A 15126-nucleotide genomic window follows, 5' to 3' on the forward strand; every position below is an offset into this window, starting at 1 on the left:
TTTAGGTCGCCTCGTAATCAAGCTGGGTCAGGATTGCATTATCTAAATCTGGATGTTCAGCTTGAAACGTCCTGACATTATCCATTACCTTTTTATATAGGTCGATAATTTCCTGCTCAGTCCACGTTGTATGAATTTCATCCATGATTATTTCAAGTTCAACCTCTGAGACTGTAAAGAAGTCGCTACAACAACTATTACATCCCGAAAAACACTGGTGGGAATTCTCGGTATGTTTAAAGTATGATTCAACTGTAGTTTCAACTTGATCATAAAGTTTGAATAGATGTGCTGCGCGACTGTCAGAAGCGACCCGATGACAATTTTTCGAAGCCTTCCCGCTTCCGCAGAAGCAACGTTCTTTCTTAGCCATAAACTACCTCCAGCATTTATAATTCCTGCCTATAAATATTCTCCAAAATATGACTAATTCCCTTCTCCTGTAGGGTGATAGACCTATAGAAGCTTACCTCACTTTAGCCGAGCAGTAATCTGCTCGACCCCATTAATCACTGAAGAATTCCTTCTCGCAATTTCAACGAATTCGTTTCATTAGCCCCATCCTTACTGAAACTCTAGTCTGGCAACCTCTCTAACAAATCCTTTGCAGAATACCTGATCCCCGAGCATTCTTCTAGAATGCTTCCATACTTGTTTCTTAAGATTTGTTTTGAATATCTAACGTTTTGCTACTTCACGAATACTCATATGTTCTTCGTTGACCAGCCGGGCCGCCTCCAATTTTAATTACAAGGAGTACCTTCGGTAAGATTGTCCTTTTTTAGCCATGAAAATATCCCCTTCGTTAGGTAAGATTAAGTCGATCTTAACAGATGTCTTTTTTCTCTTGTCTACTAAAAGGGGATAATACCAAATTAGCGTCTTTCAATGGGAGCATGTTCTTGTCCCTCAGTATAAGAATTTAATTTTTTCGAATATTTTTCAACTGTTTTTTGAAACATTTTATGCTCATCACTTGGGTTGCTCATGTTCAACAACAAAAGTTTTCGTTGTCTAGAACAAATACTCCATAAGATCTATAACTTCATAATTATTCGCTGATCAATGTACAAAGTAATGTCGCCATCTTCAGATACTTTGACAGCTATTCCACTTTTTGAGGCAAACTGAGCAGCTGTAGATCCTGTCCCAAAAGTTCCTTTGTATCTCACACCATCTGGAACAGAAATCGTCTCACCAAAGCTTAGCACATTCAAGTTCGAATCAAGCACAACAGCTCCGTCGACAGTGGACAATGATTGAATTAGATACGGGTCTAGATCAATAAGATTGGCATTTTCTTTTCCTCTCTTTATTGCCAGGAGACTTCTCCTTTCCCGGTCGGAATGCAGGAACCCTGTCCCCTTCAGAAGAACCTCAGCCTTAGACTCCTCTATGCCATGTATAATATCAGGACTTTCAATAATTATATAAACTGAACTCTTTTGTTCACGGGAGAGATCGATGAAGGTCTTAAACAATCGAAAGTATCCTTCTTTATTTTGTTTGAACGTCTCGGTGTCTATTAGTTTCTTGACCATCAAATTCTGTAAAATGGAAGCGATGAAAAGATCGTAATGCCTCACTTTCCATATTCCGTTGACAAGAGATACGGTCATTCGGTTTTGTGTATAAAAATCTAATCTATCATTAACTACAGAGACATACAGAAAATCTGGATATTTGCGCGTTTGATTTTCCAAGTGAACAACCTCGATAATATTGTTGAGTTGTTCTAGAAAAAAGTTAATATTACCGGTTGCATTCTCATCTGTGAGTTCAGGCTGCTTACTCTTTATATTTTCAAATATTTCTTTCTTACTAGCAATCACCTTGTCGATCGTATTCTTATAAACCAGCTCTAACACAGCATTCATGTTATAAGTGAATATATGTTCCTCTAACTCCGAGGAGATACTTCTGCAATCATTCTTTTTGCGGAGTACACCAATCACCGCGAAGGTTTCATTTAAGACTAATGCCATCGAGCGGTTATCAATAAGTCTCAAGAAAGCCTTTTCTCCATAGTATAACTCCATAAATGGGGTAGCTTTTTCCAACGGTAGGAACTCCATATTGGCGTCCTTGAAACTTTTTTTGGCCTTATTCATAGCATCCTCTTGAAAATATACAATACCAAGACTGACAGCAGCTGATTCGTATGTACGTCCACCAACATCACTTACCTCTTCAATAAATCGATGTATTCGTAGTATGTCATCTGGTTGGGATTTATCATATGAGTCGAAAATTAGAGAAAGGGCAGTCTCCTGGACATGGGTTAGAAATATACTATGATTGAAGTTCCCCTCTGAATCTTCTAACTGTCTTTCCAATATTTTCGCCGAAGCTTCCAGTAAATCATTCGCAATTTTGAGGTTCAGCGGGGATATTGATCCTGGAAAGTGTGCAGTGACTTCAGTGTCATACTCGTTCTCTTGGTCTTTCTTTTTCAACTCCGTTTGGACATCGAAGCCCATAAACCGCGAAAGTAACTCATCAAGCTTTTTCACATTATTAAACAGTAGTTCTTCACTTTCTTGATTTCCCAATACATTTCTCTCCCTTAACCTCGAATAATTACATCTTTTATTTGGAGTCTCACTTTTCTCTCATTTATTTGATTGTTAAATTCTCGATTAATTTTTATACTAGTTAATATCGGCCTGATTCAGGATAAAACTTAGAGAAGCCTAAATATAAAAAGCCGCATAATCAGCGGCTTCTAATGTCACTATTTTTTTGTCATAAACTAACGTTTCCCGTTAGTTCAATCCCGAAATACTAAATGCTTCAATTGACCGAGATTTGTTTGATATGTTGTATTACTTCTGTGATACTATTGGGATCTTTGATTTAAAATAGATAATTAGCTTCGTCTTTACTGGGTGGAATTTCTCCCAACTTTCCTTGTCGCTCCAACACTTATACAAAGCTCGATGCACTTTTGAAAATGGCTTTACTTCTTTGTGTTTGTTCAACTCGTGCTCTAAGTATTTCAATAGTTAAATTAAAGTAAACAACAATACTTTTAAATCCCTTTTCATGAAAATATCTGAGTACATTCGTTCGTCCTGATTTATTTAGATTTGAATTGCTTAAGATGATATGAAAATTACTTTGCAGTGCTGCATATTCAAAAATCGTATTGGTAATAGAGAATTTTAATCCTGTTAGGTCCTTCTATAGGCAGAAGTTTTTTATAGTGACTATTAATAAATTCAGCATGATTATCTTGATCAATGACTGCAGCTTCTTGAAAAACAGATTCCAATTCATTAGCAAAGGTAGTTTTTCCACTATGCGTTTTTCCAACTGTCATTATTAGGCGGTTCATTTAACTAATCGCTCCTTTATGTTTTAGGTCAGGTTGTAACTTCATATATCATGATATTCAGAAAGTTCGTAACTACTCCATCTCGAAATGTATTCGAGGAACAATTGAAGTATCCTGTCCGTTAGCCTAAAGAGGCAACTGATCGCCCTGACCAGCTGCCTTCTCTTCTTTATTCAACTATCGTCTCCCGTTAGCTTAATTAATCATTTCTTTTAAAAATAGAATAAGAAAAATATATCACTCCACCAACACCTAAAATCATTGATATCGCAAACAATATCCACACTATTTTCACATCAGTATCACTAAGACCGTTACCTATTGGACCTACTTTTGGTTCAAAAAAATTATTTAGTTTCCATATACCATAGAGAATGAGAAATATTGATGCGAACAATCCAACAAAATTTTTCTGTTTAATGTTACTCACAACCCCCATCCGTAATGATATTAAAGTAACGCGGTCATTAAGTTAAAAAACAGATAATACCACATGTTGGAACTAAACTGCCCGTTAGCTTAATGAAATTGCATGGAAACCCAGTTAGATACATATCTAATCGGTAATCGGCTCATGTTCTTGTCCTTTTCGGCAATCGGTACAAGTTCTTGTCCTCGACTCGGGACAAGAACTTGTACCGATAAAACAAAAAAGCCGCTAAATTAGCGACTTTCAATGGGACCATGTTCTTGTCCCCCGACTGTTGGATGACAAGAACTGTCGGAGGACAAGAACTTGTACCCTTTCCCGTATATTCCCCTTTTCGCCTATCGTTCCGTTGGAATTAATCATCAACGGGGGTTTTGAAAATTCAATTTTCTAACATATAGATCAACCGAGCCGATCACCTTGATCGCTGCCCTCTTGCTTTTATCGAGCTATCGTCTCCCGTTTGTTCAGCAACGAGAACAATCTACTTCGAAATATATGTTTGATGTTTGATTGTAAACTCAGGCTTATTTACGTAGTCCGCATAGTTTACGGCTCCGTTAAACTCCAAATAAGCCTGATAGCGAAAGCGAACACTTGGCTGTGTAATTAAATCGAGAACCCTATCCCTCGCTACCCAACGGCTGTCGGTTGTTTCTTCAGAGAAAGATAATAATTCCCCCCCAATAGGCTGACATACGAAATCAAATCCAACTTGCGTAGGAACATCAGTCACGCCGTCATACCATTTCTGTATCCCGGTATTCGAATAGACACCAACTAAGCTGCCAACAGAAACATCAATTCCGCTTTCCTCTTTGATTTCACGAATCAAACCATCTATCAGATTTTCTCCAACTTCTACTTGTCCACCAGGGTAAACCCAACCACCGTCACGAGTTTTTACTAAAAGTATATTTCCTTGCCCATCTTCTACAAATCCACCTGTGGCTACTATATGCGTTGGAAATGTCATATTACGACCTCCTTATGCAGTAACATTTGTATATTCATTCCATATGCTTCTCGCACTTTCCTGCCCGTTAGTTTAACAAAAAACAGCTGATCATGGCCAGCTGCTTTTCTATATTTTTTAACTATCGTTTCCCGTTAGTTGAATAAATAGCTACTCAACCCACTTCGGTATTTGTCGCCTAAAATACTTCCCAACCTTCTCTAACTCATCCATAACGCGCTTTATTTTATCGTCTTCCAGAAACCAGTTCTCTTTAGTTGTCCCTGATTTATCAATTATTGGACTAACATAAAAAACAGTCTCTCTAGGAAAATGAAATTGATAAGTTAGTAGTGCTCTTCTTGCATGGTAATTTTTACAGACTAATAAAATTTTTTTAGGGAAAATCCCTTGTTGCTGCAATACTTCCAAAGAGAAGCGAGCATTCTCAAAGGTATTCGTTGCTTTATCTTCTTTAAGTATTGCTTTAGGATTAACCCCTAACGACACACCCACATTTTGTAGATATTGCCATTCGGTTGTTTCTACATATGGGGTGGAACCTCCAGAAGGTAATATAAAGGAAGAGAGCCCTTGATGATATAACGTTGCGGCTCTTTCCATTAACTGAGGTTGACTCGCGCCTGGGATTAAAATAACATCTGCGTGTCCGATCTCCGTTTCGAAAAACATAAAATCACTAATGCAATCAAATGGAAAAGACATAGTGAACCTCCTTACTGAATTCACATATGTATTCGCCGTTGTATCCCTCCATCCTGCCCATTAGTTGAACAAAGGCAGCCGAACTCGTAAACGGTTGCCTTCTCTTGTCTTCTATTTAACTAACGTCTCCCGTTAGTTTAATGCACCACCTACTTTTGGCCAGCCACAGAATCATTCACAATCAATTTGGTAATTATTTTTCTCCTTCTTTTCACCAGCTTCTCCTATCCAAATCGAGCACAATAGCAAGACAGCGCCAATAAGTTGCTGAAAAGTCATCTTCTCTCCAATAATTAGGATTGAAATAAAAAGAGAGGTTAAGGGATCAACGTAACTCAATACAGCGATGCTCTGGCCATTAAGTCCCTTCATTCCGGCGAAGAAAAGATAAAAACCAACACCACCATGAAAGATACCTAATACAAGCATCAGTATTACTGTGGTGCTGTCGACCGAATAAACAGTGCCACCCTCTGTAATCAATACAAATGGAATTAACGTGATAACTGATAGTCCTAGCTGCAAAAGCGTATTTGCTAATCCGTCTAGACCACGAATAAACTTGTTAATCAGGGTCAATCCGGTATAGAAACCGGCAGCCACTAATCCATAACCGATACCGAGGAGATGATGTCCATTTGTCTGCATCCTTCCATTATGCAAAATGAGGAACAGCCCGAGCAGAGCAATGACAATACATACTGCCTTTTTGTAAGAAATCTTTTCTTTTAACACCAAAGGGGAGAGTATTACAACTAAAACAGGTGCAAAATAATAACTCAATGCAGCATTAGCAATGGTAGTCTCCTTATATGCTTGGAAAAGAAAAATCCAGTTTCCGCTCAAGGCCATACTTGCAAAGACTAAAGCAATAGCATTTTTTTTCACTTGTTGCCATGGCATTTTCTGCTTTGTAGAAACGAAAATGATTAAAAGGAACAGGACACCAACTAAGCTTAAAAATAGTGCAATCTTACTTGAAGTCAAATCTATATATTTTGCGAATACGCCAACTGCACCAAAGATAATCATCGATATAAGGAAATAAATTTTCACTTTCATTTTTTATATCTCTTCACTTTCTTAAATTTGTCTCACTTTTGGTAAATGGTCAGTGTAAGGTAGAAATTTATGGATTACATCCGATGTTCTAATTTTCATATAGCCTGTCGTTGTCCCGTCGCTACATCCGTACCATTCTTGGGCCACTATGTCTTCGTCAAGTACAACCTGTACAACTTGATCTTTATCCAATAAGACACCAAAAATAGTTACAGCACCTATTTTTACACCTAACAAATGTTCCAACTGATCAGCCGAAGCAAATGACACACGAGAAATACCAAGTTGATTACTAAAGTCTTTAGCTTTAAATTGCTTATCAGCTGTAGTAATAAGTAAATAGAATTGGGTTTGTTGCCTATTACAAAGAAAGAGTGTCTTCACAATATTTACATTTAGTTTTTGATTAATTTCAATACAATCCTCCATAGAGATTGCTTCATCTGTATTTACGCGTTCAAAAGGTATTTGTAGTTTTTCTAATGTTTCATAAGTTCTTTCTTGTAGTTGTGTCAGATACTTCTCCGGCGTTGAAATTAGAATATTGCTTATAAAAAACATGTATAAGATCCTTTCAAACTGTAGATTTTTTATATTTGTGTTTGTTTGAATAAAAGTGTATCATCGTTCTTACTATTACAAAAGCGACTGTTTATCATGTTTATCATGATAAAATCAGATACAAAGAGGAGAAAAATGATATGGATAAGAACATTCAGAAATATTTAGCCTTAATTAAAACCGTTGAATACGGAAGCTTTACCAAAGCAGCCGAAATGTTGAATTATTCACAATCGGGGATCAGTCGAATGATCAACGATTTAGAATCAGAATGGAAGATATCTCTTCTAGAACGAGATCGCTCTGGCGTACGACTGACTTCTGAGGGTCTGAAAGTACTTCCTTATGCGAAAAGTGTGTGTAATGAATATGAGAAGCTGCAATCCCAAATTGACGAACTACATGGACTCCAATCTGGGATTATACGGATTGGAACATTTTCAAGCGTGGCTACGCATTGGCTTCCCAATATAATCAAAGCATTTCAAAAAGAATATCCGAACATTGACTATGAACTTTTACTGGGAGATTATACGGAAATTGAAAGCTGGATATCGGAAGGTCGTGTGGATTGTGGCTTTCTAAGGCTCCCCTCTCAAACCAAACTTGACACGACTTTTCTGGAAGAAGATAAGCTACTTGTGATCCTACCGGAAAATCACTCACTCGCAAGCTGTGATCGTTTTCCTGTCAAAGCATTGGGTGAAGATCCGTTTATGCTTTTAGAAAAAGGCGCTAAAGCCGAAATTTCAGAAATATTTGAGCGATGTAATGTAACACCACAAGTTCATTTTACCACATGGGACGATTATGCCATCATGTCGATGGTGGAAAGTGGGTTAGGGATCAGTATTCTGCCTGAGCTTATTTTAAAACGTACCCCCTATCGTATTGTTGTAAAAGAACTTGAATTCCCAGCCTACCGTAGAATTGGCCTTGCAATGAAAGATAAAAACTCTACCTCTCTTGCTCTCAAACGGTTTTTAGATTATCTACAATATAGAAATATTACTGAAGAATCATAATTACTTAAGAGTTTGTGAAGAAATCCCTTACCTTTAAAAAAAGGAAGAATTTTTTTATAAAACTGGTCATAGCCCCGTCAAGTAGACATTAAAAAAAGAGATTTTATTAAGCGGCGACTTTTTCCCGAAACTCAATCGGGGAGAGGTCGCCCAGTTTGTTTTGGAAACGTTCCATGTTGTAAAACGAAATATACTCCGTAATTTGGCTCCTGGCTTGCTCCAGATTTTGAGGTCTCTCCAAATACAGTTTCTCTGTCTTTAAGTGGGAGAAGAACGACTCAATACAAGCATTGTCATAGCAGTTTCCACGCCGGGAATGGCTTCCTGTAAGCTTCTTCTCTTCAAGTAACTTGGCATAGGTTTGTGTTGTATACTGAAACCCCTGGTCCGAGTGGAGCAAGGAAGGTCCACATTTCAGTTTCTTCACTGTGTCTGTAACGAGTTTTAAGTCATTTCGCTCAGAGAGTTCCCACGCTACAATTTCATTGTTGTACAGATCCATCACCACGGAGAGATAAGCAAAATCATGCCCAATCCGGACATACGTAATATCCGTCACGAGCTTCTGCACAGGAGTTGTCGCTGAGAATTCCCGATTTAGGACATTACGGAACAGAACGGACGGTTTCCGGCCAGCAAATGGACGTTTCTTGCGAATCACGGAACGAATCTGAAGTTCTCTCATTAAGCGGCGTACCTTTTAGTGATTCACTACAAGGCCTTCTTTGCCTAACGCGGTTCGCATACGTTTGTAGCCGAAATAAGGACGAAGCCGATGAATGCTTAAAATATGTGCTTTCAGATCCGCATCCCGGTCTGCTCGTTTCTCTCTGAGGGCAGCATTTTTCTTCCATTTGTAGTAACCTGCACGCGAAATTTCAGCAATTTTACACAGCCAAACCACAGGTGCCCACTTGCTTATTTCTCGAACGGACTGGCACCGGGCTTCGAAATCCAACTTTCCTCTCCGTGCAAATTTGGATTGAGCTTTTTTAGATATTCTACCTGTGCTTTCAGATAAGCATTTTCTTCTTCTGCACTACTAAAATGCTTCTTCGTCCAACGTCCACGGTAATCCTCGAAACTCTCTCCATTTTGGTTTTTACGAACCCATGTGATAATCTGGCTCTCGCTCTTAATCCCAAACTTCTTCATGATCCGACTGTACGTCCAACCTTCTTCCACTCGCAGACGAACGGCTTCTTTCTTCGTTTCTTCGCTATATCGATTAAAGGTTTGGCCTTTCTTCGCTGACATAACAAAAATCCCCTCCGGTATCCAGTATTTGAGTTCATTGTAACATGTCCTCTTTTTTCACTGTCTACCATGAGGGGATAATACCAAACATCATTAAACTAACCTGCCCGTTAGCTTAATGAAATTGCATGGGAACATAGTAAGATACTTATCTAATCGGGAATCGGCTCATGTTCTTGTCCATTACGGCAATCGGTACAAGTTCTAATCCTCGACTCGGGACAAGAACTTGTACCGATAAAACAAAAAAGCCGCTAAAATAGCGACTCTCAATGGGAACAAGTTCTTGTCCCGCGACACCTGTCACCTGACAAGATTTCGTCAAAGTTAATTGAATTTACTACTTACTTTTCGGTGCCTGCTGAGAATGTTGCCTCTTCTGAATTTAATTTTAGAGTTCTGTAATACGGAGAACCCTATACTTTGTTTCATCATCCTTATTTAATTCAATTCGTATTCTTTTTTCCCCCCGTTCCATACTCAAATTCCCTTCAACCATTAGATTTTCCCCATTAATCTCACAAACTTTTTTAGGCGTGAATATCCAATTGGTTCCGAATTTATCATGGATTGATTTGTTAATTTCTTTATGCAATATCTGTGAAGTGTAGGTTCGAATATCTTCGTATTTTGAATCTTCTGGTGCAGCAAAACAAAAGTTAGCCAAACTCAATGCTAAACATATCACAGACAATATAAAAATAAATTTTAGCTTAATTTTCATATTGATCACCTCTTTTTAATGTTAAAATTATTATTTCCCATATAACAACGAAAATATTAACCAATAATAAATTAGAATATAATGTTAAGTCTTTATTCTTATATACAGGAAAAATGGAATGTTTGATATTGTGAAAAAGAAGCTTATATATTTACTTATGTTTGTAATTTTCTCCTCGGTTTCTTTTACAACATCTATTATGTCCGCAGATAATGAATCAAATAAGCCCACCGAAACACCTGGTCAAAATTACGAAATAGCTGGTGTTGAAACATTTACCTATGAATTCTCTAATAGATTTTATATCCCTTATACTATATATAGAACTCAAGGTTCGAGTATTAGAGGGAAGGTAGATATAGAGTCTATTTGGATGTTATAACATCAGATAGCTCATTAATAAGCGGTAATGGTAAGATTTCTTGGTGAATAAAAAGAACCGGCGCGTGCCGGTTCTTTTTTGAGAGTGGTTTTATTGAGCTAGCTTTTCCCGTTAGTTTAATAGTCCTTGTGATTAGTATGATAATCTTACACTCTTTGTCCAAAACTCATTGCTACTCTGGCTTTTTACCACATGCCATAACATATGTCATCATTGCATAGGATTCAGAGGCATTGTTAATTTGATGAGAAGCTTCTTCCAGCTGATCATATTCTTGCTTATTAATAAGCCCATTTTTGAAAAAACCAGTGAAACGATTGATATTAAACTGGTGCTTAAAACCCTCGATTCCATGAATGTCACTGTGCTGAATAATCGCATCAGTATCTATATCGGTGTAGCCTGCATTTTTTAAAAGGCGTGGTAAACTCCGACCAATATGCCGGTTCCCACCTTTGTTGGCTACGTGATCAGCAATTTTCTTTAACACAGTAGGTAGCACGTCAATATCAGGATATACTGCCCCAAAGATCCCATCATCTACATCAATAATAACAAGCTTTCCTCCTGGTTTTAGAACTCTATAAATTTCTTGAGCTGCCAGCACAGGATTATGCAGATGAAGAAAGAGTAACCTAGCTACTGCGAAATCAAATGATTGATCAGGCAGTGTTGTGTCATAAACTGATGATTGAACAAATCGCAGTCTTGAAGATGGCACATGTTCTAACAGGTTTTTAGCTTTATCGATTAACGCTCCATCGATTTCCAAAGCAGTTACTTGACTGTCTGGCAAGCTATTAACTATTTGCTCAGTAACGAAACCAGGTCCGCTACCGAGTTCAATGATTTTCATTCCATTCTGTAATCCGTACCATTGTAAGTTGCGAAATTCTTTAGCCCATCCCATGGTTGCCTGTACTTTCAATCGTTCTATTTCAGATTCAAAACCCAGAGTTGCATTTTGAATGTTGTAAGTAGATTGACGTTCGTTCATCTCCACACCTCCGTTAAACTTCACTCAGATCTGTTTCGTTCCTAACAAGCAGGTTTATATTCATTATTTCGAGATCCGGCGTTGATTTCCTTTTTATTACACTAACCTGCCCGTTAGTTGAACAAAAAGCAGCTGATCATGGCCAGCTGCTTTTTTATATTTATTTAACTATCGTTCCCGGTAGTTCAATATTATGCGTATTATGCCATATTATACGTTACGAATGATTCTTTTTGGGCTGGGAATAATTACGTAGTAACTATAGAGATATACCGCTTGTTTTCCCTCTAACTTCTGAAGAGCAAAAAGCCATCTAAATACAAATTCCAAACACTTATTATACAAGGGGTAAGTTCGAGCCCAGTCATAGCTACGATGTTGCTCAGGGTACGTTTACCATCTATGAACCTTAGCATACTGTACTCGTTCGGCGAAAGAAATCTGCGACTGGGCCAGACCGGATCTTCCGAGATGGCCAGCAATCGAGTTACATCAAACCTGACCGACGAAGTAAAATACGGGATGCAGTTTCCATTGAGGGAATTGATTTGAAGTTCCTCCGCCAATCGCGTGGAGTAAGGTTGCATAAGTTTTTCATATAATTCGTAATGTTCGCCTACAAACATTGGTGGATACCACTGAGGAGTGCCCGTTGTTGTGCTAGCTGCGTACCACCCGCATGTACGTTTATGGGCCTCGTATTTTTCAGCAAATCGACTCGGCTTGTAAGCGACAGAATTTAATGAACCTTTACTCATCGTAGCTAGACTACTTTGTACATCTGTTACTACCTGTACTAAATTTTTTGTTAGAGCAGCTATACTAAAATGTTGACGTGCATAATTGGCGGCTTGTCTTCCGATTTTCGTACGTAGAGCCTCTCTTTGCAATAAAGTAATTACGAAATCTATCCCTTTGGCCCAATCCACACGTATTCCACGTTTTGTTAGTACCGCATCTACAAAATAACCTGTTAGATCATGCTGTACAACATCCTTGAATCCCCCCCATTCAGTACAAACAACCGGTGTACCACAAGCTACTGCTTCTGCTTGAGAGAGTCCAAAATTTTCACGATGGTAAAACCCAAGATTAGTCACCACATCTGCAGCAGAATACATTTGAGCCAGTTCTTCACCGAAAAGTGGGCCTACAAATCGTACACGTTGTGTTAAACCAAATTGATCTGCTTTTTGTTGCAACCACTCCTTATAATTGGTATTCCGGACCTTAAACTCTCCTAGTACAATATCATCTTCTTCACCGATTATACAAAGATGAACATCAGGGATTTCTTCACTAACAAAGCGTAATATTTTTAGTAAAGCGTGGACATTCTTCTGTATGTTTAATCTTCCAACAAATATTAATAGCGGGGAATGAACTGGAATGCCGAATTTATTGCGTATATCCATTTGTTCATCGACACTTCGAGGATAAAATATTTGCTCGTCTATGCTAAGCGGTATAACCCATTCCTTTAATGTGCTCCATTCTGTCAATTGTCTCCAAATATCTTGGTCTGCTTTACAACTAAAGAGAATCCCATCATAAGGACGTAGTAGTGACTGCCAAGGAAACAACATTGCCTCTGCTCCTTTGGGCATGGCTCCTCCAGCAAACAAAATCGCTGGACAAGTTAGGCCTAATTCGTCACGGAGATTAAGTGCATATGTACTGGATGGATATAAATCTGCCCAGAGGATATCTATGCTCTTAAGAAATGAAGTCATGTTTTCCCGCTGATTAGGTTCACCTTCTGACTGTGCGTACGGGATAACCACCATGTTTTCACGCAATGCATGCGAAACATCTCGGGCTACCCTGCCCATACTCCACAATTTCCCCATTTTCTTTGGAGCCGTAGTCCATGGGTAATCTCCCCATAACATACCTACACGGGTTTGCTGGTTGAATCCCAAAAAGCACCTCCAGACAATAGTTCACCAGTATATATTTACATATTAATATTCAAGGGATACTTTAATTTACCTGTTCATGTCATTGCCTCGTTGCCTATTATGTTTATCTGCCCTTAGTTGAATAAAGGCGGACCTTATTGGGATCTGCTGTTATTCATAATGCTAAAAAAACGACGATAAAGTTCTCGTCGTCGTTCGCCGCGCAGCTGAGCATATATTTGAGTGGTTGATGCTTTTTCATGCCCTAGCATGCCTTGAATGAAATCTAAAGGTGCTCCATTATCGAGGAGTTGGCACGCATAGGTATGACGAAATCGATGCGGATATAGATTTACTTCAAGCTCTCCTCGGCCTGCAAGCCGTTTCAACGCCCACCGGATCGTAGGAATGGCCATCCGTCTACTCGGATGTGTATCGGTTACGAATAAGGCTTTACAGTTGTCTTCACGGCCGGCCAGATACTTCTTGAGCCACACTTTACACTCTGTCGTGAAATAAACTTCTCTCTGCTTTGAACCTTTGCCATTAACAATTGCAGAGCAGTTTTCCCAGTTAAGATCCTCGATATTTATCTTCTCCACTTCTCCAACCCGGCAGCCCGTACTGTAGAGAAACTCAAGTAACGCCCTTTCTCTCAGTGATTGACAAGCGATCTTTAAGTGAATTATATCTTCCTCGATTAAAAACTTAGGTATTCGTTTATCCATTTTAGGTTCTCGTAGTTTTAGGGAGGGATTAGAAGTCAAGTATGTTTCTTCAAAAGCATAGCGAAAAAGGGAACTAACAAAGCGAATCCGGTGTCCTAGGCTACTTGGCTTCAACCGATTAGATTGTTTCGCTAAGTACTCCTTCAGCAGAGTTAAAGTTATCTCGGTTATATCCAGGTCACCGAGTTCATTCATCAGCATTTTGTGCTGGAGAGCGTATGCTTTCAATGTTTTCGGACTAAATCCTTGGATACGTTTATCAGTCTCATACAGTCGCCACAACTCGCTTAATATCATAACAAAACCTCCTATTAGAGCTATTAAATCTAGTTTGCTTCTAATAGAAGGTTTTAATCTTTCTGATTTGAACTAGAGTGTCCCGTTAGTTCAATATCCTAGCATAAGTAGTCGTAAAAGATTAAAACAAAAATTAACGTGAATAATCTAATGTCCTGATGGTACTATCTCCCACCTCAAATGTACTTTTCATAAATCTCATGTGTGCAGGATTGCCTAACGGGCTAGCGATTTGCATTGGCAATATTTACTCATTAAACTGTGTTCTCATCTTTGTTAAAGTGGATAAGCGGGTTCGGGAATCCCTCCGCCATGAGTAGATAAGGCTGAGGTTCAATGCATAAGTGGTCCATCCCGAACTTCAGCTCAACCAATGTGGGAATAACGGCAAAAGCCATCGTCGTTTTCAAGTGGGATTGGGCTGCATGATTGATCTTCAGTCCTAACTCCACATTTTCATGGAATGTCTTGAAATAGATCCAACTGTTAAAGCTCTATCTGAATCGGCGGCATACGCTAATTTTTCTTGGTTCTTCGCCTGTAATATAAGAGTTGCCGTCATTACCTGCAGACTTACAAATTAAGACGGTATATTCATCTTGGATCCTGTCTAATTCGAACTTGTTTTTAAATAAAAGGAGGGGACAAAAGAGACCTCGAAGTGGTATTATCCCCTCATGGTAGACAGTGAAAAAAGAGGACATGTTACAATGAACTCAAATACTGGATACCGGAGGGGATTTT

14 protein-coding genes and 1 pseudogene are annotated in these 15126 nt (G+C 38.7%); 1 reads left to right on the forward strand and 14 read right to left on the reverse strand.

The genetic code is table 11. The features are described from left to right. Position 1: 1 nt before the first annotated feature. From BJP58_RS02145 to BJP58_RS02180, 8 genes are all read right to left on the reverse strand, one after another. Positions 2–373 carry a hypothetical protein gene (locus BJP58_RS02145; RefSeq protein ID WP_194542597.1) on the reverse strand — a complete coding sequence of 124 codons (372 nt, stop codon included), beginning with the start codon at positions 371–373 and terminating at the stop codon, positions 2–4. Positions 374–1037: 664 nt separating this feature from the next. After that, positions 1038–2552 (reverse strand): hypothetical protein, encoded by a 1515-nt coding sequence (locus tag BJP58_RS02150; protein ID WP_194542598.1) that lies wholly within the window; start codon positions 2550–2552, stop codon positions 1038–1040. Positions 2553–3136: 584 nt separating this feature from the next. Next, on the reverse strand, positions 3137–3322 hold the full coding sequence (locus BJP58_RS33450; RefSeq protein WP_233354871.1) for a hypothetical protein: 186 nt from the start codon (positions 3320–3322) through the stop codon (positions 3137–3139). A gap of 214 nt (positions 3323–3536) precedes the next feature. Further along, entirely contained in the window at positions 3537–3767 is a 231-nt protein-coding gene (locus tag BJP58_RS02160) for a hypothetical protein (protein WP_194542599.1), read from the reverse strand. A gap of 484 nt (positions 3768–4251) precedes the next feature. Then, entirely contained in the window at positions 4252–4743 is a 492-nt protein-coding gene (locus tag BJP58_RS02165; RefSeq protein ID WP_194542600.1) for an NUDIX hydrolase, read from the reverse strand. Positions 4744–4893: 150 nt separating this feature from the next. Beyond that, positions 4894–5448, reverse strand: a complete 555-nt coding sequence (locus BJP58_RS02170; RefSeq protein ID WP_194542601.1) for a YdcF family protein — start codon at positions 5446–5448, stop codon at positions 4894–4896. 171 nt (positions 5449–5619) lie between these two features. Beyond that, on the reverse strand, positions 5620–6510 hold the full coding sequence (locus BJP58_RS02175; protein ID WP_194542602.1) for a DMT family transporter: 891 nt from the start codon (positions 6508–6510) through the stop codon (positions 5620–5622). 21 nt (positions 6511–6531) lie between these two features. Then, positions 6532–7071, reverse strand: a complete 540-nt coding sequence (locus BJP58_RS02180) for a prolyl-tRNA synthetase associated domain-containing protein (protein WP_194542603.1) — start codon at positions 7069–7071, stop codon at positions 6532–6534. A 140-nt stretch (positions 7072–7211) separates the two neighbouring features. Between BJP58_RS02180 and BJP58_RS02185 the strand changes: the two genes are divergently transcribed. Beyond that, positions 7212–8096 (forward strand): LysR family transcriptional regulator, encoded by an 885-nt coding sequence (locus BJP58_RS02185; protein ID WP_194542604.1) that lies wholly within the window; start codon positions 7212–7214, stop codon positions 8094–8096. A gap of 106 nt (positions 8097–8202) precedes the next feature. Here BJP58_RS02185 and BJP58_RS02190 read toward each other — a convergent pair. From BJP58_RS02190 to BJP58_RS02215, 6 genes and pseudogenes are all read right to left on the reverse strand, one after another. Beyond that, positions 8203–9353 (reverse strand): annotated as a pseudogene (locus BJP58_RS02190) (IS3 family transposase). Positions 9354–9744: 391 nt separating this feature from the next. Beyond that, positions 9745–10077, reverse strand: coding sequence for a hypothetical protein (locus BJP58_RS02195; RefSeq protein WP_194542605.1), 333 nt, complete (start codon positions 10075–10077; stop codon positions 9745–9747). Between the two features lie 554 nt (positions 10078–10631). Further along, the gene (locus BJP58_RS02200) at positions 10632–11456 is read right to left on the reverse strand and encodes a methyltransferase domain-containing protein (RefSeq protein ID WP_194542606.1); all 825 of its coding nucleotides are present in this window, start codon (positions 11454–11456) and stop codon (positions 10632–10634) included. Positions 11457–11743: 287 nt separating this feature from the next. Beyond that, entirely contained in the window at positions 11744–13378 is a 1635-nt protein-coding gene (locus tag BJP58_RS02205; RefSeq protein WP_194542607.1) for a glycosyltransferase family 4 protein, read from the reverse strand. A gap of 134 nt (positions 13379–13512) precedes the next feature. After that, a complete protein-coding gene (locus BJP58_RS02210; protein ID WP_194542608.1) occupies positions 13513–14382 on the reverse strand; it encodes a tyrosine-type recombinase/integrase in 870 nt (289 codons plus the stop codon). Between the two features lie 254 nt (positions 14383–14636). Continuing rightward, positions 14637–14834, reverse strand: coding sequence for a hypothetical protein (locus BJP58_RS02215; protein ID WP_194542609.1), 198 nt, complete (start codon positions 14832–14834; stop codon positions 14637–14639). Between the last annotated feature and the right edge of the window lie 292 nt (positions 14835–15126).

It is taken from the genome of Paenibacillus sp. JZ16 (genome assembly GCF_015326965.1).
Lineage (GTDB): Bacteria > Bacillota > Bacilli > Paenibacillales > Paenibacillaceae > Paenibacillus_AQ.